This is a genomic window from Bacillus thuringiensis (assembly GCF_022095615.2).
Lineage (GTDB): Bacteria > Bacillota > Bacilli > Bacillales > Bacillaceae_G > Bacillus_A > Bacillus_A cereus_AG.
In genome coordinates this window covers 2359779-2386769 of sequence record NZ_CP155559.1, presented here as the reverse complement: position 1 = coordinate 2386769, position 26991 = coordinate 2359779, and the positions used below count along the sequence as shown (strand labels likewise).

Below are 26991 nucleotides of genomic sequence, written 5' to 3'. Positions count from 1 at the left end.
AAAAAGCTTAGAGTTTTAGCTCTAAGCTTTTTAATGATTTCGTTTTAATTCCTTTTACAGAGAAATATTTTCTATCTTCTGTTCACTCAAATAAGTAAACCCGCATTTTTTAATGACTTTATTTGATGGTACATTGTTAATTAAAGCGATTGCGTTGAGGTCATTTAAATTTGTTTCTTTAAACAAATAGTCAATTAAGCCTTTAGTCGCTTTTGTAGCATAGCCATGATTTTGATGTTCATTTGAGATAGCATACATAATTTCTCTATTCGGTGCAGGGGGTTCATCTTTCATACCAGTACAGCACCAACCAACAAATTCATTTGTGGTTTTCTTAAATATTCCTAGTTTTAATATATGATCATCTATGTTAGTCGTAGTTGTCACTGCGTCAAGAAATGCTTTATTTGCTGGTATTTCATAATTTGCAATCCAATCCACCCTTTGTTCTTTCGTTGATTTCCAGTCTGGTAAAAACTTTTCTATTTCCGGTTGATTTGCTATTTTATAAATACTCTCTACATCTTTGACCATAAACTCTTGCAAGTATATATATCCACAATCTATTCTAAATAACTTAGTTGAACTCTCTTCTCCCATGTTAATCCCCCTTACTTACGTTATAGCGCCTTAATCTGCTTCGTAAGTTCCATAAATCGTTCATCCAGTGCTTTATATTCTTTGTCTTTAGAAGTTAAAAAGCTTAATTTCCCTAATACTTCTTGTCTCTCTGTTTCTAATGTTAAACGTAACTCTTCAATTTCATCTCTTGTTTTCGTAGGTTCTTCTAGCTGCTTTTGTATCGTATTGTTTAAAAACACGAGTTTTGTGTTAGTTGTTTTCTCTAGAAAATATCGATCGTGAGAAACGATAACGAGTGTTCCGTTGTACTCAGCTAATGTATTTTCAAGTTGTTCACGTGAAGGAAGATCAAGGTGATTCGTAGGTTCATCTAGAATAAGTACATCTTTTTCATCCAAAATATAAGCCATTAGCTTACATTTTACTCGTTCACCCATACTCATATGCTGAATCGGCTCTTTCCATTGAGAAGCTTGAAACCCTAAATGTTTCATTAAATTTTGGACTTTTCCCCTTTCTTCAAACGTCTCTTTAAAGAATAAATTTTCTGGTGTTTTATCAAGCGGTAAATCAAAAACTTCTTGTGTTAAATAACCGATGTTTGCTGATGGTGAAATCCATACTTCTCCTTCGGCAGTTTCTATTCCCATTATCATCTTCAGTAAAGTTGTTTTCCCGCTACCATTCGACCCAATAATCGCAAGCTTCTCACCATGCTGAATTGTAAAATTAACGTTTTCAAATAATGTCCGATTGTTAAATTCTTTCCGCAATTGTTTTACTTCTAAGAAACGTTTTCCTACTTTTTTACTCGCTTGAATAGAGAATTCAACTGAATACTCCTCTTTCACACGTTCTACTTTCGTTTTCTCCAGCTCTTTTTCGAGACGTTTTCGTTTTGACTTCACTTGTGCATCCATTCGCTTCGCCTTTACACGATAGAATTCTTTCACGCCTTCTTGTTTTGTAGACTGCGCATGTGCCTTTTGTGACCATGAACTTAATTCTTTTATATGAGTTTCTACTTGTTCTATCTTTTTTTGTTGTTTTTCATATTCACGCTGCTGCGTCATTCTTTTATGCTCACGAGCTTTCATATAACTCGTATAATTCCCGCTATGGTCAATTAATTTCTTATCCTCAATTGACCATATTCTTGTTGCGACAACATCTAAAAAATATCGATCATGCGATACGACGATAACTGTACCTTTCATATTTTTGATTTGTTTAATGAGAAATTCCGTACTCATCTCATCTAAATGATTTGTCGGTTCGTCTAATATTAAAACATTAGGATTTCCGGCAAATCCTTTTGCTAATCGAACTTTTAGCTTTTCACCACCACTTAAAGTTAGAAAATCGTTCGTTGGCACGCCCCATTTTGCAAGAAGCTCGGCTTCTTTTGCAATCATATCCTTACTAACAAAAGATTCTTTTTCTTGTTCAACATATGCTGTTGTCATATTCATTTGCATCCATTCAACAGTACCTTTTGATGGTTCAATCTTCCCATTTATTAATTGAAGTAACGTTGATTTACCAGCCCCGTTTTTACCGATTAATCCGATAACATCCCCTTGTCTTACTGTCACATTCATTTTCTCTAACAAAGTATTTTCTTTTATTTCAACATAAACATCATTTAATTTTAATAGTTCTTTCATAATACCGATCCCTTTCATTAAGGGAGAATAAAAAAATCCTCCCAAATAAATTTGGCAGGATTAGTCATTAAAATATTTATACCCAAATAAGCTATTGCGCAACATAAATAGCAATACCGTTGTATGGAAATTGGGCAGACTAATCCTATTTTTTAGAAATTGAAATTTATTTCATTTCAACATTTAAAAATAAGATTAGTTAATCATCGTCCACCCATCATTCCTTTCCGTCGTTAGTAACCATATTGTACCATGATAGTACTGTATGAGTAAATGCAATTATATGTGCTGTAATAATGATTGCTTTCTTCTAGGTCTATTTATCATTTCTTAACTTCATATTAAACAAGCATACATTACATTTGTTGTACTACTCCTTTAGATTTCCCTAATAATAAACTTCTACGCACTACCTCTTATATAATTTTTATATAAATTTATGATTAATTTTATATTATACATACTACATTTCAGTTCTTATAATAAAGTTATCATTTTTAAGGAGGGATTCTACAATGGAATTTAGCAAACTCGGAAACAGTGGATTAACAGTAAGTAAGATTGCATACGGGAACTGGATAAACCATGGTGGAAAAGTAAACGAAGATACTGCAAATGATTGTGTGAAAGCCGCACTAGATGTCGGTATTACAACATTCGATACTGCTGATGTTTATTCGGACACTATTGCCGAGGAAGTACTTGGTCGCTCTTTGAAAGGAATACGCCGAGAAAGTATAGAACTTTGTACAAAAGTATGCCATCCGACCGGACTTGGAAAAAATGATCGAGGTTTATCACGAAAACATATTATAGAAAATTGTAATGCATCGTTACAACGGCTACATACAGACTACATTGATGTCTATTATGCACATCGATTCGATACAACAACTCCTCTTGAAGAAACAATGTTAGCTTTCTCAGATCTTGTAAGACAAGGTAAAGTCCTTTATTTAGGTATAAGTGAATGGACATCGGAACAAATCACACGCGGTGCAGCACTTGCCCGAGAATTGAACATTCCTCTTATTGCTAGCCAGCCTCAATATTCGATGTTGTGGCGAGTGATCGAAACAGACATAATACCTACATGTCAACGTGAAGGACTTGGTCAAGTGGTTTGGTCTCCCCTCGCACAAGGTATTCTCACTGGAAAATATCAACCAGGTAAACCAATCCCTGCCCAATCACGTGCTAATTCAGATGCAGGAAAACCGTTTTTTAACAAACTCGTACAACGTTGGATGAGTGATAATGTACTTACCGCTATACAAAAACTTAATCCTATTGCACAAGAAAACCATCTCACCCTACCTCAACTCGCAGTTGCTTGGGTACTACAAAATCCAGCTGTTTCCTCTGCTATTATTGGCGCTTCCAATCCGGAGCAAATAAGAGAAAATGTAATTGCTTCTAGTGTTACATTGTCACCTGAAATTATGGGTCAAATTGATAGTGTGCTAAAAGGCTTCATTGAGTATGATCCAAGTAAAACAGGTTAAATCATCAGTGACTTAACAATAAATATAGTATCTTTCCAAATTCACTACTGCCCATCCAATCAAGATGGGCCTTTACTTTTCAAATTCAAGTTGTGAAGTCTTATAAATCTCTCTAACAACTACTAAGAAGTTCTCGAGAACGACAGACTTTTCATCTTGTCTCCATCCAGCGTATAAGTTTATCTCCGGTGTATGTTCCTGAATGTCTTTATACATGACACCCGATTTTTTATAACTTTCCACCGATGATGGAACGACAGAAATCCCCATTCTTGCTGCAACTAAATTAACAATCGTCTGCATTTGAATTGCTTCTTGAACAATATTTAAACTTACTCCATGTTCCCAAAAGTAACTAATAATTAAATCATAAAAGTTAGTACCGAAATGACGAGGAAATAAAACAAATGGTTCATCTACTAGTTCTTTAATAGAAATATTAGGTAACGAAACTAATGAGTGGTCTTCATGTAAAACCAATTTTAAACGTTCTTTAGAACAAACTTCAGAAGACAATATTTCATTATTCTGCTTAGAACGAATAAATCCAATATGAATTTGTTTTTCATAGAGTGCTTTTATTTGCTGGTCTGTTGTCATCTCGCGTAATATAAGCTGAATGTTAGGAAACCGTTCTCGAAATGTTTTTAATATGTTTATAACCGTTTCTGTAGAATCGACAAAGCCGATGATTAAATGCCCAATCTTCCCTTCCTCTACAAGCTGAGTTTCTTTAATCGTTCTTTCTACTTGAAGTAGCGTTTGCCTAGCACCTTCTAAAAATATTTTCCCAGCATCGGTAAGCTCAACCATTCTCTTTGTTCGATGAAAAAGTTGGACTCCTAATTCATCTTCTAATTTACGAATTTCTTGGCTTAACGGCGGTTGTGCCATCATAAGACGCTCTGCTGCACGACTAAAGTTTAATTCTTCTGCCACTGTTATGAAATATCTCATTTTACGAATATCCATTACAATCCCCCCCTACCATTAACAACTAGCCAAAAAGCCCTCCTTCTAATAAATCGCAAATAAAAACAGGAGGAAAATATATCAATCCCTTTTCGTTTCTTTTTTATAATAAATCATTTCATAAAAATACGAGAGATTTATACTAAGTTGAATTACATGTTTTGGGCAATTTCATTACTTGCATATATTATTTGATTTACCATTTAGTTGAGTAACGAGTTCTTGCTATTTTATTCACCTAATTATAAAAACAAAATGTTATTCGTCATTCAATAATCACTTATTGTTTTTCAATAAATTTTTATTGATTACCCCGCTGTAATAAGCTATTATATATTTACAGAAAATATTAATGTAAGGATTGAATTTATGGACAGGACATTAAAAATCACAAAGTTAAATATGTTTTTAAGGATTTTTCTCATCCCGATTATAGTAGGGATAATTGTTGGTATACTAACTAAATTGGGGCAAGGTATACTTCCTGGACATTGGAATTCATTAGCTAATCTAGGAAGCGTTTGGCTAGTTCCATCCTTTTTTATGGCTAGCTTTAGTTATTCTAAGCGTACAGCTATACTTTCTGGTATCCTTGCACTACTCGGTATGATATTAGGCTACTATGGTTATGCCATAGTTATTAAAAATGTAGCTCACTCTATTTATTTTATATCTGTATGGATTGTATGTGCATTTATAGGAGGAACTATATTTGGAATTGCAGGTTTTCTATGGAAAGATACTACAAATCCACTTCATAAATTAGGAAGTGCACTTATTGGTGGAGTTTTTGTAACGGATGGACTTCATATTCTTTTAAATTTTGAAGACTATAGTCATATGTTACCTGTTGGATATACCGAAGTGATAGTCGGGATTATCTTGATTCTTGTATTAGAACGCTCTAATGCTAATCGAATTTCTTCTTTTTTAATGATAATTCCTATTATTATTTTAGGGTTAATTGGATATAAAGTATTAAGTTTGTTTGCTTAATTACAATACTGTATCCTAAAAAAATAAAAGACTAATTCTATTATAATCCACAAAACATATCACGAATTCGAACATTATACTTATTAATGTTGATACACTTATTCACAGGATGGATTCATGAAGCTATCTCTTTTAAGGGGGTGGCTTTTTTCTTATAAAACCTATTTATTTATCAGCCTATTATTAAATCCTTCTAATTTAACAGTTGTATTTATTAGTGTGTCATTATACATACCAATATGACTTTTTACCATTTCAAATAATAACTATAAAATAAGGCTAAAAAAACTATATTTCAAGTTCTTTAGCCTGAATCATTTTTACACATTTAAAAATTCAATTCGTACAACGGTACCTTTACCAACTTCTGAATGAATCTCTACACTGTGACCTAATTGTTTCGTAATTTCATATACAAGATAGAGCCCCATACCAGTTGATTCTTTAAAATCTCTACCATTTTCTCCTGTGAAGAAAGGTTTAAACACTCTTGGTAAATCTTGCTTCGGTATCCCTACGCCATTATCGGCGATTTCAAGTATAACGTTATTACCTTCCTTACAAGCTTGCACTTTAATCTTTTCTCTACTACCTGATGAATATTTAATTGCATTCGATAGTATTTGTCCAATTAAAAATTGTAACCATTTCGCATCACTTTCTACAGTAATACCTTTATCAATTTCAAGCTGTGGATATACAAAATTCCGGATAAAGAAGCGTTTATGTTCATGCACGGAATCATTTACTATTTTATGCAGTTGTACTCTTTCCACATAAAAATCTTGTGTAAATGCTTCTAAACGCGCGACATACAGAGCCATCTCTAACCCCTTTTTCAGCCTATCTGTTTCCTCATTTATACTTTCAAAACGAGGATCGACTTCATCCTGTGTAATTAATTCTATTACAGATAAAGGTGTTTTCATTTGATGTATCCATTGATTCATAAAAGTTAAATGATCATTATTTTTTCTCTCTTGTATTTGGAGCTGATTTTGATAATGGCGATATTGTACCTCAAGCAAGTCTTGAAGCGCAGTAGATACAACTGCAAAATCTGATTTTTGAACAGAATCATCCAAAGAGTGCAACGGATTTGCTAACCTTTCATAGAAAGTGCGATGTGTGAAGTAACGAAATACTAAATAACTTACCATAAAAAAGGCACCTAAAAACATTGCATATAATGCTGTTGAAATATGATTATGTCCATCAAACCAATATACAAGAAATATGGCTAGTAGTTGGATTGCTGTAAAACAAATAAGTGGTATATGATCACGAATAAACAATCTTATCATTTCTCCATACCAGTATCCCAAGTAATATGTAGTCTATAACCGACACTACGAATCGTTTCAATTGCATCTTCTATCTGTAACGTTTTTAACTTTTTACGCACACGAGTTGTATTTACACTTAAAGTATTATCATCAACATAAGATTCACTATCCCATAATTTATTTAATAACACTTCTCTACTCACAACACGTGGATAATTTTTCATTAACATTTCTAATAAAATAGCTTCATTTCTCGTTATATCAATCTCTTGATTCTTAAGCTTCAACACAAGCCTTTCCGGATATAAACAAAGACCTTGTTGCTCAACCATCCGTTCTTCTACTTTCGGTGCATAATCTCCGTAAGCACGTCTTAAATGACTACGAATTTTAGCCATTACAACCTCGTAATGGAAGGGCTTTGAAATAAAATCATCGCCGCCGTTTTCTAGCGCCATAACTTGATCCATTGTGCCTTCACGAGCCGATATAAATAATATCGGACATGTAGAAACTCCGCGAATTTGACGACACCAATAGTACCCATCAAAACTCGGTAAATTAATATCTAATAAAACTAACTCTGGCTGTTCGTCTAAAAAAATGTCTAGAACATTTTGAAAATCCGTTACAATAATTCCTTCATAACCGTATTTCGCAACATGTGTTGATAATAGTTCTGCAATTTTCATATCATCTTCTACAATCATAATTTTAACCATTGATTAACTCCTTTTTCGATCCACAATCTTATATAAAATAAATACTACCTTTTTTTACTTAATCCGTAAATTAAAAAAGGATACTTTTATACAACAGCATCCTTCTTCTAGTATTTTTATTTAATATGAAATTTACTCAAAGTAAATCCCAGTTTCTCCACATAATTCATACCTAATTCCATCCGAGCAGTCTTCAGAGGATCCACAACTTGGCATACTTTTAAATTGCCTGCAGCTGATAATAAAAGTGTTGCATCCGCTTTAGACATTTCTAATTCTTCATGTAAAAATGTCACCATATTACGTACAGCGCGATTCGCTGCAGCATCTAACAACTTCTCTGAAGCAATCGTCATTACTTTTTCTTTTTGGATAGCCATTGGTAGTGGCCATTTCTTTCCTTTTAAAATTTGAACTGTTACTGTTACCTCACCAGCAACCTCTACGCCACTAACACCAATCTCACCATCACCCATCGCTGCGTGTAAATCACCTAATGCTAATAGAGCACCAGGAACATTTACAGGTAATAATAATATTGTCCCTTCTTTTATCTCTTTACAATCCATATTCCCACCGTGATCATGCGGTGTGCCACATGAAATGCTTTCTTCTTTCGGCGCAGTACCAATAACACCGATCATTGGATTAATCGGAATTTGTAGTTCATTTGAAAACAAAACCTGTTCATTATGTATTGGGACAATTTTCACTGTGTTTTCGTTTAGCTCTTCACCCATTACGCCAAGATTCGCCCCTGTAGTTAAAACACCTTGCTCTGCAATTTTAATTTTTTCAATCGTTACGACTAAAATATCACCAGGTTCTGCACCTTTAATAAAAACAGGTCCAGTTGCTGGATTAATGCGGTTCCAGTCTAATTCTTGAAACGCAACATCTTCAGAGTCAATTTGATTTTCAAAGCAATCATATGTTTCAAATACAACACGACTCCCTACTTCTACTTCCATGCAAGGCTGATTATCTGGTGACATTGCGTAAATGATATGTTCTTTATGAATACAATACATGTTATCTCTCCCTTTTTATATTACTCTACAATTATTAATTAGCTTTTTGCATAAAAGCTCCTTTTAATATTTATTGATATTTACCTATAGAAAAGCACCTAGCTTATTTTCATACATACACTCTTTACTATAACAGGTAAAGAAAGGTGGTAGCACTATGCCCCTTATTCCATATAACGAAAGCGATGTGGATTTGCTAGCTCGTTTAATTCGTGCTGAAGCTGAAGGAGAAGGTCGACAAGGTGAACAACTTGTTGGCTGCGTAGTAGTAAATCGTGTATTTTGTGATTGCTTAGACTTTAAACAACTTCGATCTGTGCGTGATGCAGTATATCAAAGTCCAGGTGGATTTGAAGCAGTGCAATACGGATATTTTTATCAGCGTGCTCGCGAATCAGAAAAAGATATCGCAAGAAAAGTTTTACAAGGTGAATGGCGCTGGCCAGCACGATGGGCTCTTTGGTATTTCCGTCCAGTTGGAGCTTGTCCGCCTGAATGGTATAACCAGCCATTTGTAGGACAATTTAAAAGTCACTGTTTTTATGAACCTAGTGGTGATGAATGTCCGAAAATGTATTCACGGTAGCAAAATTTGAAACGCAAGTACTTAGACCTTTAAGTACTTGCGTTTCTTTTAGCCTTTTTTAAAATCTAATAATGTAATGAATTTTTCAACTCCTACAACATGTATTAATAACGGTATACGCGGGCCGCTAGACTGATTCATAATGAGCCTATATATAATAAAAAATAATTGTTTTTGATTTTCTTTCATTATTTTTTTATTTTCATGATGACAAATTGAATACAATTGTTCCATAAAGTTAGAGTAATCTTTATTAGAACGAAGTGTTTTGCAAACTTCTACTAACCATTCTTTCTGTCTTTCATCTAATGTGTTGTAAAACTCTGTATTTCTCTCTTGATTTACCGCAATTAATTTTTCAGATTGAAAGTTTCTTATCCAATACTCTGCGCGGTTACATATTGCTATCATAGCATCAAATGTATACCTTCTATCTATTTTTTCTAATGTATCTTGTAAAATAGATGAATCAAAATTTAATAACGGTAACGTTCCTGCTACTTGATTAAATCTCGGATATTCTTTAAACCCGCTATCAACTCTAGAGAGTTTAATTGCATCAAATAAATCTTCATTTTTGAGCGTTTTATTCTCATAACTATCTTTCAATCGTTCATATTCTGTATAATTGCGAATCACATCTTCATCAAGAGCGATATGAAAAGCTGCGTTTGGTCTATATTTAGCAAACATGAAAAGAATCACTTCTGGTAAATACACTTTTAACAACTCACTAAGTGTAATATTATTCCCTGAAGAACTTGACATTTTTTCATGATTGCCTTTTATTCCTATGAAATCATACGCAACGTAATGAGGAGCTTCACGATTAAATATTTCCCTTGCAATTTCCTTGGATACATTATAGCTACCCGTTTCTGATGAATGATCTCTTCCACCTGGTTCAAAAATAACATCCTCTATCATCCACCTCATCGGCCAATCGATTTTCCAATTCAGTTTCATTTTATTTGTATTTAATACCGATAATTCATTTTGATTTCCACATATACATTCATACCGTACTGTTTTTAATACTTCATCAAAATGTGTAATCATTGTTGCATCTTTCTCGCATTTCTCACAATATAATGTAACCGGATAAAAACTCTCTCGCTCTTCTTCACTACACTCTCCAGTTTTAAAACTCATTAAAATATCGTATATTTCTTTCCTTCTATATAAAGCCTCTAATATGTTTTTGTTATACCTTCCACTTCTATATTCAGCATGTTGATATATGAATTCCACTTCAATCCCAAATGCTTGAAGTGATTTCTCAAACTCTTTTTCAAAATGCTCTGCATACGAATTATGACAGCCATATGGATCTGGAATATCACAGTATGGCATACCAATATATTTTGCAAAAGATGGATCAATATTTTTAGGGACTTTTCTAAACCTATCATAATCATCCCATGAAAATATAAAACGAGTCTTTTTCCTTAAATCTTGAAGTGCTCTTACAACGAAATAAGTCGTTATTATTTCGCGAAAGTTCCCGATATGAACAGAACCAGATGGACTTATTCCAGATGCGCAAACAAAAGTTTCTTTGTTTGGATGTTTTCTTATTAATTCATGCGCTACTTCATACGCCCAATGCATATATTAATCACCTCAATTTTTTTGTTTTCACACTTTCAGTTTTATACAATAAAAAAACTCCCACCCCCAAGATTATTCATCTTGAGGACGAGAGTTGTTAGCTTCGCGGTACCACCTCAGTTTGTCAATACGTCGCCATATTAACCTCTTCAGGTACGGCAAAATATGCTTATACCCTATCTCTATAACGGGAGAACCCGTCGCACTATCCCTAAACAAATTAGTTCCTTGCGCAGCTCCAAGTCTTTTTTCATTAAGATGTATACCGCTCTTTCTCAGCTACCAGAGCTCTCTGTACGTACCCTTTCTTAACTACTCTTCTCTTCCATGCCATTTTAAATATTAGTTTTTTCATATGATAATTTATAATACCTTTATTGTCAAACTTTTCCGGACAATAAAGCTATCTAAATAAATGCTTTATCGCTTCTAATTGAATTTTATGACTGCATTCATCACAACAATATGTCCCTTTCGGTTTCTCTTTAAATCGCTTATATTTTTCGCTTCCTTCGTATACACGGAATATATTTTTACACGAAAAGCAAACAATTTCATAAAACATCATATGCATTTTCCTCTCCATGTTTATACATTTTTTAATCGCTTAAGATAGTCAGTTTTCTACAGTAAAAATCTTAATATCCTCTGACAAAAAGGTTTACCTTCATTCTTATCGAATTATATAAATATCTTATAAATTGAGGTGAACATCTTGATCAGTAATATAGAATTGGTTTTAGATGCTAAAGCTAGTTTAGCTGAAGGACCTTGTTGGAATGAAAAAAAGCAACTTTTATACTGGGTTGATATTATAGAGAAACAATTATGCATACTTAATCCTACTGCAAATACAAACCGAGTAATCGCTCTCAATCAACAAATCGGCTGTGTTGTTCCATATTTAGAAGACGTACTACTCCTAGCTATGGAAAACGGATTTTATTCTATTAATGTAAAAACAGAAATACTGACACATATTTTTGACCCTGAACCACATTTAATAGAAAATCGTTTTAATGATGGAAAATGTGATCCCGCTGGTCGTTTTTGGGCAGGCACTACAGATACATACGGTATTAATGCTGCAGGTTCCTTATATTGTTTACATAATAATTTGAGTGTAGAGAAAAAAGTTTCACATGTAAATACTTCAAACGGAATCGCTTGGTCACCTGATCATACATACCTTTACTTTATAGATACACCTACTAAAAAAGTGGTTCGCTATCAAAATAATATACGTACTGGAGAAATTCATAATCCAAGTGATGTAATCATTTTCCCTGAAAATGATGGTCTACCTGATGGTATGACAATTGACGAAGAAGGTTGTTTATGGATTGCACATTGGGGAGGTTCAAAGATTACTAGGTGGAATCCTTTAACTGGAGAACAAATATTAAGTATTCCAATTCCTGCGTTATATGTAACCTCATGTACATTTGGTGGACCTAACTTAACTGATTTATATGTTACAACAGCCAGAACAAGAATGACGGATGACGAATTAAAAGAGTATCCACATGCTGGTGGTATTTTTCGAATTCAAACAAATGTTAAAGGCTGCCCCACCTATTCATTTTGTAATAAAAATATTGGAGCTGAAACTATATGAACCGTATTGATCACATAAGACACGAAGAAAAGAAATATCACGACCTTTGCTATGAACAATATAAACTATTTGAAACTGGTTCTTGGCTTTATAAACCGGTTAAAACAGTTATGAACTTACTAGATTACTTTGAAGGACAAAATAACTTGCAAGTGCTTGACCTCGGCTCTGGCGTTGGAAGAAATAGCATTACAATTGCACAAAAAATAAAAAATGCTAGCGGTACTGTTGCATGTGTGGACTTACTGGATTCCGCGTTAACAAAATTACAAACTTATAGCAAAGAACATGATGTATTTGAAGTTATAAAAACAGAACAAGCATCAATTGAAAACTACTACATCCAACCTGATACTTATGATTATATCGTTGCAGTATCAAGTTTAGAGCATGTTAAATCAGAAGAAGATTTAACAAACGTGCTCCATTCTATGAAAAGAGGTACAAAGACTGGTGGTATCAATTGTTTAATTATTAACTCAAACATACAAGAAATTGACTTACATACGAATGAAGAATTAGATGCTTTAATTGAAATTAACCTTCCTACTGATGATATGATACATCTATTAAAAAGTATTTATAAGGAATGGCAAGAAATAAAAGTTGAAATAAAAGAATTAGCTTATGATATAGTCCGAAACGAAAGACACATTCAATTAAAAACAAATGCTATAACATTTGTTTTTAAGAAATAAAACTATAAAAGGTAAGGTTTTCCCTCATATATTCCTAGAAACACCCTTACCTTTCAATTATAAATTCTTCAAAAAATTGCTTCGTTATTAGTTTTAGCTTCATCTAAAACATTATTTTTATTAGCAATACTATTCAGCTATTAATTGAATTCATTCATTTATTAATAATTGCTTGTCGAGCTTTTTCTTTATCATCAAAATGAATTGTTGTATCTTTTAAAATTTGATACGTTTCGTGCCCTTTCCCCGCAATCAAAACAATATCATTAGAAGATGCCATTTTTATTGCGTGATTTATCGCTAGTTCACGATCTACCTCTACTTTATAATTCAAATTATTATTCTTTGAAAATCCTTTTTCAATATCTTTCATTATTAACTGCGGATCTTCCGAACGGGGATTGTCAGAAGTAATAAAAACAAAATCGCTATAACTTCCAGCAATTTCACCCATTATAGATCGTTTTTTTGCGTCTCTATCTCCACCGCAACCGAAAACAGTAATGATTTTACCTTTTGAAAACTCACTAATTGTAGAGAGGACATTTTCTAACGCATCAGGTGTATGAGCATAATCCACTATTACAAGGAAATCTTGATTTGCGTCTATGATTTCCATTCTACCTTCAATGCTCTTTAAGTTAGATAAGCTATCACTAATGTTTGTAAGCGGAATATCTTCAACCAACGCCGCTGTTATTGCTGCTAATGCATTATATACATTAAAACGTCCTACTAGATTTAGGTTAACTTCTATTTCTCCATTAAAGGACGAAACTAAAAACCGAATTCCTTTTGAGCTTAAAGTTATGCTCTTCGCTTGAACATCTGCTCCATTATGCATCCCATAAGTGATAACCTCAGCTGAAGTAATGTTTTTAAAGTATTCTACCGATGGATCGTCTGCATTCAAAATAGTAACTTTTTTATCTGTAGTAGAAAAATCATTTCCTAATCTTGAAAAAAGAAGACCTTTTACATGCTTATATTCATCAAATGTTCCATGATAATCCAAATGATCTTGCGTTAAATTTGTGAAAACAGCTATTTTAAAGTTACATCCTTTAACTCTTCCCATATGTAAACCTTGTGACGTAACTTCCATAACACAATAATCTGCATTTTGATTTTTCATCATTTGCAAATTTCGTTGAAGTGTTGGAGGTTCTTGCGTATTTATATCAGTTGGATACCATTTTGAACCAACTTTGACTCCGTTATTCCCCATGAGCCCCGTGTGATATCCATAATCACTTAAAATTTTTTCAAGTAAATAGGAAGTAGTTGTTTTCCCATTTGTACCTGTAATTCCAATTAGCTTCATTTTATTAGATGGATAACCATAGAAATGTGACGCAATAACTGCCATAGCATACCTAGCATCTTTAACAATTATTTTAGGTATCTCAATATTTACATCTCTTTCTACAATTAGTGCTACAGCACCCTTATTCACTGCATCTTCAACAAATTGATGCCGATCTTCAAGAAAACCATCGATACCTGATACGCATATAAATAGATTTCCACTAGTTATCTTTCTAGAATCCATTTCCAAGCCCGTAATTTCTACATCCATATCCCCAATGGTCTCTTTAATCAATAACAAATTCGCCAGTTCTTTAAGTTTCAAATCCCCGTCCCCCTTATACATCCTCTTATTAATTTTACCATTTTGTTCAAAGTTTATGGTTTTAAATTCCATATTAATTAAACGAACTATAATCATCTTAAATAAACAAAAAAAAAGAGCACTTGTTTCCGCAAGTGCTCTTTTTAGGGATTTTGAGATGCCCTATTAAAGAAAGTTAAAGTTACTTAAAGTTAATAGGTATTTCTATTATATGCTTGTCCTTTTTATTTGTGCATAATCAATATATAAACATCTTTAATAATTCTTAATAACTTTTAGTTATAGTTCTTTTTTACATTTTATCATTAAGAAATTGATTGAAGGTTTATTTTCCATGTTTTTATTTGGTTCATCAATTTCCGAAACTTGTACTATTCCATATTTATTAAAATCTTGCTTTATAGAGGCATTATCATAGAAGAACATTTTTACGCCTTCCATGATTTCGAAATAATCTTGCTCCAACTTTTTCCCTTTTCCATACATGGGAGCTTTTTTAGAAACGGTTGTAAAAACCATATATCCACCAGGTTTTAACTGATTATAACAATCTTTAATAAATTTCTCTCTTTCCTTCTCATTCAACAAATGAAGAAGTGCATGACTAAATATTCCATCATAAAGTTTATTATCAAAAGGCATTTCGTTTACCGAACCGTGATATATACTAACATCTTCTAGTCCGTTTTGTTTCGCTAAATCAATAGCTGTTTTTGAAATCTCAATTCCAGTTACATTTAAACCATTATCGATAAACACCTTTGCGTTTCTTCCATATCCAATACCCGGTACTAATATATCTTTAACGTTCTTTTCCAGAAAAACATCTTTTGTCAAAATTGCAGATTCTGTAGGTTCAAATCCCCACATTGTTTGTTTCTCAATAAAACTTGATTCCCAAAATTCCATTTTATTTTTATCTCCTTATTCTTATCTCTTGTATAGCATCACATGAAAGACCTATTCATTTTAACGCTGCTTTTTTCACCACAGTCACTATAGGTCCATTGAATATAGCATATTAATAAGCCTATATCTATTTTAAAGATTGGTTGAATATGTATTCTAAATATTAATTTTTACATTTAGACAAAATAAAAAATACCAATACTTCTATTGTATATTGGCATTTTTACATAAGAAATTATCTTTTTATATTGTACTGATCTATTACTTTTTCTAACACTTCTAAAGTTATTGGTTGAGCTTTCTCTATCAATTGATAACCAATACGCCCATTCGGTTCAGCTGTAACTTGTTGTAAACTCTTTAAATCAAGAATTCCTTTTTCTCTTAATTGCATATATAGTTGTTGTTCCGACATTTTTGCTTTCATCAAATTCTCTTTTACAATTTCTCCGTTTTCAACAATAACAACACTACTGCCATTTAGGAATTGTTCCACCTTCCTTGATTTCAATTCAAAGAAATGAATGATAAGAAGTACGCTTGCAAATATTACAGCTGCAAATATAGATGGGACTACTTTCCTACTTAATACTGGTTCTACAATAATACGGCCGATTGATACTACTATAATTATTTCCGCTCTCGTCATTTGACTAACAGATTTACTACCTGTCATTTTTAATGCAATCATTCCAGTAAGAATTAAAATTATGCTTTCCAAAATCATATTCATAATAGCCCAATCCTTTAATGGTGAATGTTACTAGCATTCTCCATTAAAGGATGAATTATAAGCTATAAGTTGACCTATTATTCATATGAAACGAATACTTTCAATGGATTTATTGTCCCTTTACTCAATTCTGCAAAACATTGCTCGAGTGTAGAATAATGAATTTCATGTTGAAAAATTTCTTCTATCCATGGTGTTTGTTCTATTTGACTAAAAAACCAATCTGCATGTTTTTGATAATCATAACCGTCACTTGAACCAATGATTTTCAATTCTTTCCGATAAAAGTCGGCGGTTAATGCTAGCTCTTCTATATTACCATCAGAAAGAATACATATTTCCCCATTATTATTAATAGCCTTTTGTAATGTGTGAAACCCTCTATTTGTAGCAGAACATTCGAAACCGTAATTATATGTTTCTATTATTTGTTCTTCTGAATCAAATGTGTTTTTCACACCAAACTTCTTTGCAAATTCTCTTCTATTTTTATTTGGTTCAACAACATCCACTTGCTTAACACCTACATAGGATTTTAAGAAATAACAAGCGAGTAAACCGATAACTCCCATTCCAGTTATAAGCACCTTTTCATCTTGCCGTGGGTCTATTTTCAATACTCCTTTAGCGGCATCACATGAAAGAATAGATAATAAAGCCACTTTAGGCTTTATATAACTAGGTACTCGAATTACTTTATACCCCGTAACTATTCCTATCGTTTCATGTCCATAAAAAGAAACTACTTTATCGCCTACGTTTACATTTGTTACTTTATTACCAACTTGAATAACTTCACCATAACTTTCATATCCAGTTTTTCTTGGATAAATAGGATTTGTATCTGTAACGTCAGATCCACTATACTGCGGTAACTCTGCGCCAATACTTATTGCACCTGCGATTGTTTTAATGATAATTTCGTCGTGCTGTATAGGCTTAATTTCACACTTTTCCCACTTAAATTGTTTAGGGCCTTCTAAAACTAATTTATATCGTTCCATTCATATCCTCTCACTTTATAGAATTATATTCTCACTACATCCCCAAAAATGTATAATAGATTTATCTAAAATTTAAGCTATAACGTTGGCTAGCACCCAACAGTGATAATATGATAATTGAATTTGATGGATATGGAATTAATGAGTATGTTTTTGGCCGTAACTGTTCTCTTAACAAGTTAAAAATAATGTATTTAAATGTAAAAAATGAAGAAATGTCTAATGAAGAGCTTCTAAGCTTATTTTGTGTAAAGTATCATTATGAAAAAATCCCAAAGTTATTACAAGAAGACCTCATGAGCGATGTTGTCATTGATTTAGATACGGACTATATTTATGTTCCTAATAGATAACAGTAAACTAGATTGAGTGAATAGAAATTACGATTCAGCTAAGTGTTTAATAAAATAAGTCATTGCCCAAATTAATGTCGCAAATTGAGTGACAAAATACATTGTCCATTCAAAACCAGTCAATTTTCTATCTCGTTTAACCTTCTTTAAGTATCTGTAAAATATAAATGTACTTAAAAACATGAGTAACAACGATAATTGTTGTAAATCATCGACTATACGTACCGCCATAGACTCCATCACCCTCCTATTCAAAATAAATGCTACACTTTAAGGGTACCATATATTGGTATTTTATTTCCATTTTAAGTACTTATGTCCCAAATAAAAAGAGCACGCAGCTATTGAGTGCTCTAAAAAATATTAATTCAACTCTTTTTCCTTGTAATGGTTGCGTGTAATTCCCCTTACTTTTTATATTTCAATTTTATCACTTCTGGTATATGCTTGCTATCATATTTCCTCGTATAGTTTTCTCCATCTGAGGTAACAAATTGTAATACAATCTCACCACAAATACCATGTGATATTTCAAATTCACCTTGTGCATTTGAAATACTACGTTCCTTACTTTCAATAGAACCTTCATAAATTTTCACATTAGAAATAGGTTCGTTATTTTGATCTACGATAATACCTCTTGAATATTTACCAACTGCAAAGCACTGATCATCTTTTTTTAAATATTTAGTCACAACTATAGCTCCAATTATTATAGCGATACATACAAACAAGAGAATTATTTTGCGTCTCACCACAAACCTCCTTTTCCATCTTATTCTTTTTTAAATTGAAAATTTAGACGTTCCACTTTTTTGATTTTCTCAATTACTTTACGAATTCCCTCTTCAATCCTATCTTCCTTCACATTCGATACGTTTAATTTTAATAGCCTTTCTATCGGAAAACCTTTCACATAATTTTTATCAATCGTATCAATACTTATTTGAATTTCACTTAGTCTTTGTAAAAGCTTTTCTGAAATACTGGTTTTATGTAATTCTAAACAAGTATGGATTCCAATTGTATTTTGCTTGTTATATGTGAATAAAAACGGGGTTTCACTTTGTATTCTTTCTAATGTTTCTGCTAGTTTTTTAGATCTATCGTGATAGGAAGATTTAATTTTGTTTTTATGACGTTCAAACATACCGCTCTTTATATAAATTTCTAAAGCCGCTTGAGAAATCATCGGACTATCAATATCTAATATCTTTTTATATGTATGGAAATCATTTGCGATGGATGGTGGAATGACCGCAACTCCAACCCGTAAACCTGGAAAAATAATCTTAGAGTAACTTTTTAAATATATTACGTGATTACAATTATCCAAGCTATATAACGGATCTGCTTTTGAATCTGTTTCTAAATCTGCTAAATAATCATCTTCCACTATAAATACATTATATTTCTTAGCCAATAACACGATTTTTTCTTTCTCATCTTTAGAATAAGAAGTTCCAAGCGGATGATGATATCTCGGTATCGTATAAAAGAATTTTATTTTACCTGTTCGAAATATACGCTCCAATTCATGCAAGTCAATACCTTCATTCGTACGTTTAATACCGATTACAGGAATTTTATTTATTTCTAGATATTCAATATATAAATGATATGTTGGCTGTTCAATTAATATCGTTTCATTCTCATTTGGAAATGGTATAGAAGTTAGTATCGCTAGCGCTTGTTGTACACCTGACGTTATAAAAATATTTTCTTCTTTCGTGAAGACTTGATAATTTGCTAATTGTTTTTGAATGACCGGAATTAAAGACGGTAAACCTTTCGGCGTTCCGTATACGAACAAGTCATTTTTATACGTATCAATGGCCTTATTAATACAATGCTGAAAATCTAAATATGGGAAAACATCTGGATCTGGTGCTGAGGAAGCAAAATCAATTATCTCGTTATTTTCTATGGTATTCCCAGATTTTTTAACAACGTAGTACCCACTTTGAGGCACAGAATAAATAATATGACGCTTTTCTAATTCATGTAGCGCCCGTATAACCGTTGCCTTATTACACTCATATTGCGTAACTAGTGTCCGAATAGACGGTAGTTTCTTACCTTCTTTTATCTCCCCATTTTGAATCATACTTTCTAAGTCGTTGAAAACATGTAAATACTTATACATCATTACCACCTCATCATTTAATTTGTACCGGTACAGTTTGTGTTTGTTCACATTGTAGCACTAGATCAGAAAGTTTACTATGTACGTATACTGGCCAGTAAGAAATCAACTACTATGAGGTGAAATTATGAAAAATACAACAAAAGCATATATATCAGCATTACTCTATTCATTTATTATTGGATTTTCTTTTTTATTCGTGAAACTAACACTAACCATTACAAGCCCTCTTGATACTCTGGCTCATCGTTTTACAGTTGCTTTCATAGCAGCAAATATTCCGGTTATTTTTGGATTCATAAAGTTAAATATATCATTTAAAAATATACTTTCTCTTTTACCAATTGCGATTTTTTATCCAGCACTTTTTTTTGCTTTTCAAGCTTTTGGATTAGTGTATACAAGTTCATCTGAAGCAGGAATTATACAAGCGGTGATCCCAATATTTACGATGATCTTAGCTTCCTATTTTTTAAAAGAGTATACGAATACATCACAAAAAATCTCTGTACTCATCTCCGTCATCGGTGTCATTTATATATTTATAATGAATGGTCTAGGGGCTTATGAAACTAGTATCATCGGCGTTACTCTTATTTTGTTATCGGCATTATCATCTGCTTTCTATAATGTATTAGCACGGAAAATGGCAAATAATTTCAAGCTTATGGATTTAACTTATACAATGACAGCGATTGGTTTTATTAGTTTTAATTTAATTGCTATCATCAGCCATATAAACAAAGGGACATTAACTATATACTTTAAACCATTTATGAACGGAACATTTCTTATTTCCATTTTATATTTAGGTTTGCTATCTTCTTTACTAACCGCATTGTTATTAAACTATTCGTTATCTTATATTGAAGCAGCTAAAATAAGTGTTTTCAGCAACTTATCTACACTTATTACAATTATCGCGGGTGTTGTATTCTTACATGAACAAATCGCATACTATCACATCATCGGAACAATTTTGATTGTTCTTGGAGTTGTGGGCACAAACTTCCTAGGAAAAAAAGGGATTGTAGTAAAGAAGAAGAATACTTCCTTAAGTAAATAAAAAGTGAGGGATAAATATTGCAACGTGTAAATACGATTGATATTAATAATGTATTAGAATTAGAAAAAGCTCTTTCTACTTTATTAAATGAAGTCATTTCTTCAAAACTAGAACTTGAAAACTGGTTAAAAAAACAATCTATATTCATTTGGGAAATTGAAGAACAATTAAGATCGCACTATATCGCCTTTCAATGTAATACAGATAATAAAGAAATAAAAGATACTTCTGGATATGATCAACAATTTGTAAGGCCTCTTTTGAAACGTTATCAAAATTCATTTGATAATAAATATTTAGAGTCACCTTTTCGAATGGAACTTGATCCAAAAACGCATAGCTTACTAGATAAAAAAATAAAGAATGCTCAGACTTTATTTTGTGAAAAGAACATTGATTTAGAGGTAACTGAAGACAAACTAGTAACCGATTACTTCGAAATTACAGGTGGTTTAACTGCACTATGGGATGGTGAAGAAAAAACAATTACTGAACTACAGTCTTACTTACAAGATCCGGATCGTCATATACGAAAAAAAGCAAAAACTCTCATTTCTGAAAAATTCTTATCTGTTGAAGATAATTTACAAAATATATTAAATGAATTAATCGTAATCCGTCACCAAAAAGCAAAAAACATTCAATTACATAATTATCGTGATTATATGTTCAAAAAACATGAACGTTTTGATTATACACCTGAAGATTGCTATGAACTTGCTGAATCTATTCGTAAATACGTAGTACCACTTATCGATAAAATATTTAATGAGAAAAAATCTGAACTTCAAGTAGATAGCCTTCGTCCATGGGATTTAAAAGCAACCGCACCAAACCAAAAAGCATTAAAACCTATCGAAGACGCGAGTGATTTAATCGAAAAAAGTTCTCTTATTTTACACAAACTAGATCCTGAATTTTCTACATTACTGGATCGTATGCAGAAAAATAATTGCTTAGATTTAGAAAGCCGTAAAGGAAAAGGACCCGGTGGATTTTGTGAATATTTGCCTGCTTCTCAATTATCTTTTATTTTTATGAATCTCAATCATACACATTATGATGTTACTACTTTCCTCCATGAAATGGGCCATAGTATTCATAATGAATGTATGAAGCAGTTAGAGCTTGAAAAGTATTTAGAAATCCCTTCAGAATCCGCTGAACTAGCTAGCATGACAATGGAATTATTTTCGATGGAGTACTGGGATACTTTTTATGAAAATAAAGAAGAATTTATAGAAGCAAAATTAGACTTCTTTAAGGATATTGTTAAGTACTTACCACAAATGCTTATCGTTGATCAATTTCAACATTGGATGTATGAAAATCCTAATCATACCGTTAAAGAAAGAAATGCAAAGTATTTAGAATTACATAACACTTACCAATCGAACGTCGTAAATATTGAAGGGTATGAAGATTGGATTGCAACCGGCTGGTTACCTGTATTACACATATTCGAAATACCGTTCTATTACATCGAATATGCAATCGCACAACTTGGTGCGCTGCAAATGTATAAACAATATAAAGAAAACCCTAAACAAGCAATAGAAAATTATAAAAAAGCATTATCGTTAGGTAGCTCTAAACCTTTAACTGAAGTATATGAAGCTGCTGGAATTCGTTTTGATTTTACAGGAGAAACGATTAAAGAACTAATGTTATTTGTAGAGAGTGAATTAGAGTTACTTGAACAATTGTAAAAAGAAAGCTGTTCCTATATTTTAGGTGCAGCTTTCTTCTTTATTTATCAGTTCTATGTACTGAGAATCCCCATATCCGATTGTTGGAAATAACTGAAACAACTTTGTTAATAATTCTTGAGCTGATAAATCTTTATTTTTGGAGATAAATTTCATTACAGTATTATCTTGTTTTAGCATTTCTAAATATAAGTCTATAGACTGATACATTACTGGTGGTACCTTATGGGAAGCCTTTTTATGTTTTACTAATACTTCATTGTATACCGAAGAATAATTTCTCAATTCAAGTTCAATTTGATTTACTTTAAATTCATCTTCTCTGAAGCTATTTAAGTATACCTTCCCTTCATAAGAGGACTGTTCAAGGTATGAAAGTATAGTAAGTAGATTCATTTGGCAAAACATATCTTCACCAAACCATAAAACAATGCATTTATACTTTTTTGTAAAAAGATTTTTTAACGGATCTATGACCTTTTTTGTATAACTTTCTACTGAACTGTTATGACCTTCTGCTCTTTTTTTAATAAACTCTTCATCAAAAACTTGTGCAGTAGCCATATTTACACACATGGCCTCGTTAAATGGGGCATAATCAGACTCACCCATTAGCTTCTCCGTTTTAAATTCTTCATACATCATTTGACCATTCAATATGTTAAGTACATCTTTATCAAACAACTCATTATTATTGATACGTAACTGCTCAACCTCTAATTTTCTAGAAATATTCATTTTTAACTCCTCTTCTATTTTTAGTTTAATAAATGATTGGATAGGCATTTTGTTAAGTTGAAATTCTCTTGGATTCATTCCAAAAACATTTTTGAAAGCTCTACTATAAGCCTCTTGCGAAGAATAATTATAATCCAATGCAATATCTATTATCTTTCTATCATTCTTCAAATCCTCCGCAGATAAATACAGTCTTCTTAAAAGAATATAGCGCCTAATACTAATGCCTGTTACTTGGTGAAATCTAAAAGAACAGTAATACGGAGAATAACCCATATAACGCGATAATCCATTTAATGAAAATTCTTCTTTTAAATTGCTCTCAATCCAATCAATCATCTGCTGTATATGTTCATTCATTTCCTTCACTCCTTATATAAAAATATAAAAGAGATTCGTTTCTTTCTTTTGATATTTCTTGTGTTTTATAACATGGGCCATTCATTACAACATGCTTCATTTTAAAGGATATCAAAAATAAAACACGAATGTTGTAAATTAAGATTCTTTTAGTTCTATAGTAAAAAATTAAAGTTTGGAAAGGACGTTACAATGAACGAGCTGGAAAAAGAAATACTCCAATTAATAAACGAACGATATCCATTAAATTTTATTGACATTAAACCTATAACGAATGAAATGTATCAATGTCACGCACAACAAGGTACATATTTCATTAGAATTACAAACTACAAAACGTATGAAGAACAATTAGAAGAAGTTTCATATACGAATTTTTTATATCAAAATGGTTTAGCAGTTCCTCCAATAATACCTTCTCTTAATGGGAATTTAGTAGAAAGGTTAACATTAGACAAGGAGATTCTTGCCGTATTATATAAAGCTGCTCCTGGTATACATTTACCAAGGTCTGAATGGAATTCTAATATATTTAAAAAACTTGGTAAACAAATTGGAAAATTACAACGTATATCTAAAAGCTTTGAAAAGATTAAACAAGTAAAACATATAAACGATTGGTATGAAAATGAAGAATATAATTTTCTTAAATATATCCCTAAAGAAGAAAATACAATAAGAGAAATTGCATCTGACGTTTTAACTTCCATAAAAGAGCTACCAAAATCCCCTTCAAATTACGGCTTAATACACGGAGATTTATGGTTAGAAAACATTTTAGTCGAAAATAATTCAAACTTAACAATGATAGATTTTCAAGACTGCGAAAAACATTTTTATATATTTGATTTAGCAGTTCCTATTTATAGTGCGATAGAATATTCATTTGTCGGAGATGGGAATATCGCAAACTATGAGCGTTCTATTACAAAAGCAATATTTGACGGATATCAAGAAGAAAATGAACTCCCAAAAGAGATGATAGTCAAGTTTCCATTGTTTATAAAATTAAAGGAGCTTTTTGAATATAGTTTAATGCATATGTATTGGGATAAAGAAGAATTAACTGAGGAACAAGTACGGATAATGAATCTTTATAGGATGAAGATCGAAACTAAATATACCTATATCAATGTTTAAAAATGCTGTTGTTTAACTACATGGAAACCACTTTCTATCTTTAAATAGAAAGTGGTAACTTTAATTTATTAGGAATATCAGAAGGGAAATTTGGTGTATGCACAATTGAAAATGCATATCCCTGCTCAATAAATGATACTTCATTAGGTTTACATTGAAATGGGACACTATTTTTCTTAAAGTTAATTTGGATGTGCTGTAAAAATGCTTGATCTGGTGTTCCGAAAGAAACCTGTACTTTTGGTGGTAAAGCTTTCATCGCAATTGGGATCCAAGGTCGCTGCCACCAAGTTGCAACGATGTATGCGGTGCCACCTATAACAAAGTTAAAAATATCCCCATCTTCCATTGTTTTCATATTTAGATTTGATTTCAACCATTCCGTAAATACAGGTACACTTTTAACGGGAAGACCGATTTCCCTTACATATAAAACGTTTAAAGGTGATTGCGATACTAATACATCTTCCTTAACATAACTATGCGCGATAATTTCGAGTAGATTTCCATCTCCGTCTTTAAAGTATAAATTGAATAGATCGTTCTCCTCACCAATTGTATTTCCATCTTTCCATTTCACAATAAGTAACCCAGACTTTTCAAGCCATTTTGCTGTTTCATGAAATTTTGAATATGCAATTTCAAAAGCGAAGTGCGCAGGTGCAATTGGCTCATACACTTCTTGAAAACTAATTGTTGTATACGGTGTTATTTCAAATTGAATAAATGATGCAGTTTCTTTTTTTATTGGAAAAGATAATATGTCCTTATAAACTTGTTTTACCCCTTCTATGGAAACCGTTTGTAGTTTTATATCTGAAATATGTGTAATCACGTTACATTCCCCCTTGTTTCATATTATCTATTCGTATTGTATTACACTTATAAATAGATAAAATCAAACAGAAGGGTGGATTTTTTCATATAAAAGCTACAACTTTAGTATGAATATTTAAATTTATCCTGCATTGTTTCCATACAAAAAAGCTGCCTTTCCTCAAACGAAAAGCAGCTTCTACAATAAAATACATTATGATTTTACAGCAATAATCATAAATCTTTTTGAATTCGTATGAATCCCCTTTTCAGAACTATTTGCATCAATGAACATTTGTAAAATAGTAAAATCCTCTTCCTCTTCTCCAAATCTAGGAATAATAGGTGTATGTTTTAACAAGAAAATAAGATCTTCCGGCGTACTGTAATAATCAGTAACATCAGATTCACGTACTTGCACGAGTTCAAATCCTGCATTTATAAGTTCAGCCATATACTTTTCTTTTAAAGATCCATCTCTTTCACCTAAGCATTGTCCTCGTCCAAATGCTTCTTTAAGATTCAATTTATCATGTTCGCAAACTTGTTGCGTTAAGAAAAAAGCACCTTGTTTCATTACTTTTGCTAACTCAGATGCTATAAATGGTGCGTGACAATTAGAAGCGATATCAAAATAGGCATTCTGAAACGTTAACGTTTCAGAATCCATTTGAAGAAACTCAACATTTTGTATACCTGATTTTTTCAAGTTAGAATGTGCCGTTTCAATCATGCCGTTAGAATTATCAATTCCAATTAACAATTTAGCTGATGATGCTATGTGAAGTACATTCTCTCCTCCACCTGTACCAACATCAAGTAGAGTGTCTGATAGTTTACATTTTTCTTTCACTTCTCCATAAAAGTCCCATGTATCTCCTACAGTTTCACATTTTATTTTACTAAAATCCCATCCATTTACTCTTCCTACTTTATCATAAAAGTTTTTGTACTCTAATTCATTCATTTTATTATTTCCCCTTTGTTACTATGTATGAAATGTTCAATCCTGAAGTCCCCCGAATTAGACTCATAGTTTATATTTTCGTAAATTTCTTTTTATATCTGGTACACATCTTTCAGTTTCAAACAACTACTTCCTTCGAGCAA

The 26991-nt window shown here is 32.1% G+C and carries 27 protein-coding genes and 1 other annotated feature; of the genes, 9 read left to right on the top strand and 18 right to left on the bottom strand.

Features of this window, described 5'->3' with window-relative positions; translation table 11 throughout:
• Positions 1 to 54: 54 nt before the first annotated feature.
• Together KZZ19_RS12225 and abc-f are read right to left on the bottom strand one after the other, a co-directional pair.
• Entirely contained in the window at positions 55 to 600 is a 546-nt protein-coding gene (locus KZZ19_RS12225) for a GNAT family N-acetyltransferase (RefSeq protein ID WP_237981804.1), read from the bottom strand.
• A gap of 20 nt (positions 601 to 620) precedes the next feature.
• Positions 621 to 2249, bottom strand: a complete 1629-nt coding sequence (abc-f, locus tag KZZ19_RS12220) for a ribosomal protection-like ABC-F family protein (protein WP_237981805.1) — start codon at positions 2247 to 2249, stop codon at positions 621 to 623.
• Between the two features lie 515 nt (positions 2250 to 2764).
• On the opposite strand from abc-f, the gene KZZ19_RS12215 reads away from it, so the two are divergent.
• Positions 2765 to 3754 carry an aldo/keto reductase family protein gene (locus KZZ19_RS12215; protein WP_237981806.1) on the top strand — a complete coding sequence of 330 codons (990 nt, stop codon included), beginning with the start codon at positions 2765 to 2767 and terminating at the stop codon, positions 3752 to 3754.
• Between the two features lie 72 nt (positions 3755 to 3826).
• On the opposite strand, the gene KZZ19_RS12210 is transcribed toward KZZ19_RS12215, so the two are convergent.
• The gene (locus KZZ19_RS12210) at positions 3827 to 4726 is read right to left on the bottom strand and encodes a LysR substrate-binding domain-containing protein (RefSeq protein WP_237981807.1); all 900 of its coding nucleotides are present in this window, start codon (positions 4724 to 4726) and stop codon (positions 3827 to 3829) included.
• Between the two features lie 369 nt (positions 4727 to 5095).
• Here KZZ19_RS12210 and KZZ19_RS12205 point away from each other — a divergent pair, with 369 nt between their 5' ends.
• On the top strand, positions 5096 to 5722 hold the full coding sequence (locus tag KZZ19_RS12205) for a DUF6518 family protein (protein ID WP_237981808.1): 627 nt from the start codon (positions 5096 to 5098) through the stop codon (positions 5720 to 5722).
• 320 nt (positions 5723 to 6042) lie between these two features.
• Here KZZ19_RS12205 and KZZ19_RS12200 read toward each other — a convergent pair whose 3' ends face one another.
• The 3 genes from KZZ19_RS12200 to KZZ19_RS12190 form a co-directional block, all read right to left on the bottom strand.
• Entirely contained in the window at positions 6043 to 7026 is a 984-nt protein-coding gene (locus KZZ19_RS12200; protein WP_237981809.1) for a sensor histidine kinase, read from the bottom strand.
• Positions 7023 to 7730: a response regulator transcription factor gene (locus KZZ19_RS12195; protein ID WP_088096457.1), complete on the bottom strand. Its 708-nt coding sequence runs from the start codon at positions 7728 to 7730 to the stop codon at positions 7023 to 7025. The genes KZZ19_RS12200 and KZZ19_RS12195 overlap by 4 nt, the downstream gene beginning before the upstream one ends.
• A gap of 116 nt (positions 7731 to 7846) precedes the next feature.
• On the bottom strand, positions 7847 to 8761 hold the full coding sequence (locus tag KZZ19_RS12190; RefSeq protein WP_088096456.1) for an acetamidase/formamidase family protein: 915 nt from the start codon (positions 8759 to 8761) through the stop codon (positions 7847 to 7849).
• A 157-nt stretch (positions 8762 to 8918) separates the two neighbouring features.
• Here KZZ19_RS12190 and KZZ19_RS12185 point away from each other — a divergent pair, with 157 nt between their 5' ends.
• Positions 8919 to 9347, top strand: a complete 429-nt coding sequence (locus KZZ19_RS12185) for a cell wall hydrolase (RefSeq protein WP_088096455.1) — start codon at positions 8919 to 8921, stop codon at positions 9345 to 9347.
• A gap of 48 nt (positions 9348 to 9395) precedes the next feature.
• Here the strand turns inward: KZZ19_RS12185 and lysS are convergent, their stop codons facing one another.
• Positions 9396 to 10958, bottom strand: a complete 1563-nt coding sequence (gene lysS / locus KZZ19_RS12180) for a lysine--tRNA ligase (protein WP_237981810.1) — start codon at positions 10956 to 10958, stop codon at positions 9396 to 9398.
• A gap of 80 nt (positions 10959 to 11038) precedes the next feature.
• Positions 11039 to 11295 (bottom strand) — a binding site (T-box leader).
• Positions 11296 to 11361: 66 nt separating this feature from the next.
• Positions 11362 to 11532: a DUF2197 domain-containing protein gene (locus KZZ19_RS12175; protein ID WP_064774857.1), complete on the bottom strand. Its 171-nt coding sequence runs from the start codon at positions 11530 to 11532 to the stop codon at positions 11362 to 11364.
• 141 nt (positions 11533 to 11673) lie between these two features.
• Between KZZ19_RS12175 and KZZ19_RS12170 the strand changes: the two genes are divergently transcribed.
• A complete protein-coding gene (locus tag KZZ19_RS12170) occupies positions 11674 to 12576 on the top strand; it encodes an SMP-30/gluconolactonase/LRE family protein (protein WP_237981811.1) in 903 nt (300 codons plus the stop codon).
• Positions 12573 to 13274 (top strand): class I SAM-dependent methyltransferase, encoded by a 702-nt coding sequence (locus KZZ19_RS12165; protein ID WP_237981812.1) that lies wholly within the window; start codon positions 12573 to 12575, stop codon positions 13272 to 13274. Before KZZ19_RS12170 ends, KZZ19_RS12165 begins: the two co-directional genes overlap by 4 nt.
• Before the next feature lie 154 nt (positions 13275 to 13428).
• On the opposite strand, the gene KZZ19_RS12160 is transcribed toward KZZ19_RS12165, so the two are convergent.
• From KZZ19_RS12160 to KZZ19_RS12145, 4 genes are all read right to left on the bottom strand, one after another.
• On the bottom strand, positions 13429 to 14907 hold the full coding sequence (locus KZZ19_RS12160; RefSeq protein WP_237981813.1) for a UDP-N-acetylmuramoyl-L-alanyl-D-glutamate--2,6-diaminopimelate ligase: 1479 nt from the start codon (positions 14905 to 14907) through the stop codon (positions 13429 to 13431).
• 279 nt (positions 14908 to 15186) lie between these two features.
• Positions 15187 to 15816 (bottom strand): class I SAM-dependent methyltransferase, encoded by a 630-nt coding sequence (locus KZZ19_RS12155; protein WP_088096450.1) that lies wholly within the window; start codon positions 15814 to 15816, stop codon positions 15187 to 15189.
• Between the two features lie 235 nt (positions 15817 to 16051).
• The gene (locus KZZ19_RS12150) at positions 16052 to 16549 is read right to left on the bottom strand and encodes a DUF421 domain-containing protein (protein WP_237981814.1); all 498 of its coding nucleotides are present in this window, start codon (positions 16547 to 16549) and stop codon (positions 16052 to 16054) included.
• 77 nt (positions 16550 to 16626) lie between these two features.
• Entirely contained in the window at positions 16627 to 17553 is a 927-nt protein-coding gene (locus tag KZZ19_RS12145) for a zinc-binding dehydrogenase (RefSeq protein WP_237981815.1), read from the bottom strand.
• A 110-nt stretch (positions 17554 to 17663) separates the two neighbouring features.
• On the opposite strand from KZZ19_RS12145, the gene KZZ19_RS12140 reads away from it, so the two are divergent.
• Positions 17664 to 17906 carry a hypothetical protein gene (locus KZZ19_RS12140; RefSeq protein WP_088096447.1) on the top strand — a complete coding sequence of 81 codons (243 nt, stop codon included), beginning with the start codon at positions 17664 to 17666 and terminating at the stop codon, positions 17904 to 17906.
• Between the two features lie 27 nt (positions 17907 to 17933).
• On the opposite strand, the gene KZZ19_RS12135 is transcribed toward KZZ19_RS12140, so the two are convergent.
• From KZZ19_RS12135 to KZZ19_RS12125, 3 genes are all read right to left on the bottom strand, one after another.
• A complete protein-coding gene (locus KZZ19_RS12135) occupies positions 17934 to 18137 on the bottom strand; it encodes a hypothetical protein (protein ID WP_000290885.1) in 204 nt (67 codons plus the stop codon).
• A gap of 176 nt (positions 18138 to 18313) precedes the next feature.
• Positions 18314 to 18661, bottom strand: a complete 348-nt coding sequence (locus KZZ19_RS12130; RefSeq protein ID WP_237981816.1) for a carboxypeptidase regulatory-like domain-containing protein — start codon at positions 18659 to 18661, stop codon at positions 18314 to 18316.
• A gap of 20 nt (positions 18662 to 18681) precedes the next feature.
• Complete coding sequence (locus KZZ19_RS12125; protein WP_237981817.1) at positions 18682 to 20052, bottom strand: PLP-dependent aminotransferase family protein; 1371 nt, start codon at positions 20050 to 20052, stop codon at positions 18682 to 18684.
• Between the two features lie 127 nt (positions 20053 to 20179).
• On the opposite strand from KZZ19_RS12125, the gene KZZ19_RS12120 reads away from it, so the two are divergent.
• Together KZZ19_RS12120 and KZZ19_RS12115 are read left to right on the top strand one after the other, a co-directional pair.
• Complete coding sequence (locus KZZ19_RS12120; protein WP_237981818.1) at positions 20180 to 21118, top strand: DMT family transporter; 939 nt, start codon at positions 20180 to 20182, stop codon at positions 21116 to 21118.
• A 17-nt stretch (positions 21119 to 21135) separates the two neighbouring features.
• Positions 21136 to 22827 (top strand): M3 family oligoendopeptidase, encoded by a 1692-nt coding sequence (locus KZZ19_RS12115; protein ID WP_237981819.1) that lies wholly within the window; start codon positions 21136 to 21138, stop codon positions 22825 to 22827.
• Positions 22828 to 22848: 21 nt separating this feature from the next.
• Here KZZ19_RS12115 and KZZ19_RS12110 read toward each other — a convergent pair whose 3' ends face one another.
• Complete coding sequence (locus KZZ19_RS12110; RefSeq protein WP_237981820.1) at positions 22849 to 23925, bottom strand: helix-turn-helix domain-containing protein; 1077 nt, start codon at positions 23923 to 23925, stop codon at positions 22849 to 22851.
• 192 nt (positions 23926 to 24117) lie between these two features.
• Here KZZ19_RS12110 and KZZ19_RS12105 point away from each other — a divergent pair, with 192 nt between their 5' ends.
• A complete protein-coding gene (locus KZZ19_RS12105; RefSeq protein ID WP_237981821.1) occupies positions 24118 to 25065 on the top strand; it encodes a phosphotransferase enzyme family protein in 948 nt (315 codons plus the stop codon).
• 40 nt (positions 25066 to 25105) lie between these two features.
• On the opposite strand, the gene KZZ19_RS12100 is transcribed toward KZZ19_RS12105, so the two are convergent.
• Entirely contained in the window at positions 25106 to 25900 is a 795-nt protein-coding gene (locus KZZ19_RS12100; RefSeq protein WP_237981822.1) for a VOC family protein, read from the bottom strand.
• A 195-nt stretch (positions 25901 to 26095) separates the two neighbouring features.
• Entirely contained in the window at positions 26096 to 26848 is a 753-nt protein-coding gene (locus KZZ19_RS12095) for a class I SAM-dependent methyltransferase (RefSeq protein WP_237981823.1), read from the bottom strand.
• Positions 26849 to 26991 lie beyond the last annotated feature (143 nt).

Excerpts from the sequence above, each read along its gene's own strand:
- KZZ19_RS12225 (WP_237981804.1), bottom strand. The coding sequence starts at position 600 with ATGGGAGAAGAGAGTTCAACTAAGTTATTTAGAATAGATTGTGGATAT.
- abc-f (WP_237981805.1), bottom strand. The coding sequence starts at position 2,249 with ATGAAAGAACTATTAAAATTAAATGATGTTTATGTTGAAATAAAAGAA.
- KZZ19_RS12215 (WP_237981806.1), top strand. The coding sequence starts at position 2,765 with ATGGAATTTAGCAAACTCGGAAACAGTGGATTAACAGTAAGTAAGATT.
- KZZ19_RS12210 (WP_237981807.1), bottom strand. The coding sequence starts at position 4,726 with ATGGATATTCGTAAAATGAGATATTTCATAACAGTGGCAGAAGAATTA.
- KZZ19_RS12205 (WP_237981808.1), top strand. The coding sequence starts at position 5,096 with ATGGACAGGACATTAAAAATCACAAAGTTAAATATGTTTTTAAGGATT.
- KZZ19_RS12200 (WP_237981809.1), bottom strand. The coding sequence starts at position 7,026 with ATGATAAGATTGTTTATTCGTGATCATATACCACTTATTTGTTTTACA.
- KZZ19_RS12195 (WP_088096457.1), bottom strand. The coding sequence starts at position 7,730 with ATGGTTAAAATTATGATTGTAGAAGATGATATGAAAATTGCAGAACTA.
- KZZ19_RS12190 (WP_088096456.1), bottom strand. The coding sequence starts at position 8,761 with ATGTATTGTATTCATAAAGAACATATCATTTACGCAATGTCACCAGAT.
- KZZ19_RS12185 (WP_088096455.1), top strand. The coding sequence starts at position 8,919 with ATGCCCCTTATTCCATATAACGAAAGCGATGTGGATTTGCTAGCTCGT.
- lysS (WP_237981810.1), bottom strand. The coding sequence starts at position 10,958 with ATGCATTGGGCGTATGAAGTAGCGCATGAATTAATAAGAAAACATCCA.
- KZZ19_RS12175 (WP_064774857.1), bottom strand. The coding sequence starts at position 11,532 with ATGCATATGATGTTTTATGAAATTGTTTGCTTTTCGTGTAAAAATATA.
- KZZ19_RS12165 (WP_237981812.1), top strand. The coding sequence starts at position 12,573 with ATGAACCGTATTGATCACATAAGACACGAAGAAAAGAAATATCACGAC.
- KZZ19_RS12155 (WP_088096450.1), bottom strand. The coding sequence starts at position 15,816 with ATGGAATTTTGGGAATCAAGTTTTATTGAGAAACAAACAATGTGGGGA.
- KZZ19_RS12150 (WP_237981814.1), bottom strand. The coding sequence starts at position 16,549 with ATGAATATGATTTTGGAAAGCATAATTTTAATTCTTACTGGAATGATT.
- KZZ19_RS12145 (WP_237981815.1), bottom strand. The coding sequence starts at position 17,553 with ATGGAACGATATAAATTAGTTTTAGAAGGCCCTAAACAATTTAAGTGG.
- KZZ19_RS12140 (WP_088096447.1), top strand. The coding sequence starts at position 17,664 with ATGATAATTGAATTTGATGGATATGGAATTAATGAGTATGTTTTTGGC.
- KZZ19_RS12135 (WP_000290885.1), bottom strand. The coding sequence starts at position 18,137 with ATGGCGGTACGTATAGTCGATGATTTACAACAATTATCGTTGTTACTC.
- KZZ19_RS12125 (WP_237981817.1), bottom strand. The coding sequence starts at position 20,052 with ATGTATAAGTATTTACATGTTTTCAACGACTTAGAAAGTATGATTCAA.
- KZZ19_RS12120 (WP_237981818.1), top strand. The coding sequence starts at position 20,180 with ATGAAAAATACAACAAAAGCATATATATCAGCATTACTCTATTCATTT.
- KZZ19_RS12110 (WP_237981820.1), bottom strand. The coding sequence starts at position 23,925 with ATGAATGAACATATACAGCAGATGATTGATTGGATTGAGAGCAATTTA.
- KZZ19_RS12105 (WP_237981821.1), top strand. The coding sequence starts at position 24,118 with ATGAACGAGCTGGAAAAAGAAATACTCCAATTAATAAACGAACGATAT.
- KZZ19_RS12095 (WP_237981823.1), bottom strand. The coding sequence starts at position 26,848 with ATGAATGAATTAGAGTACAAAAACTTTTATGATAAAGTAGGAAGAGTA.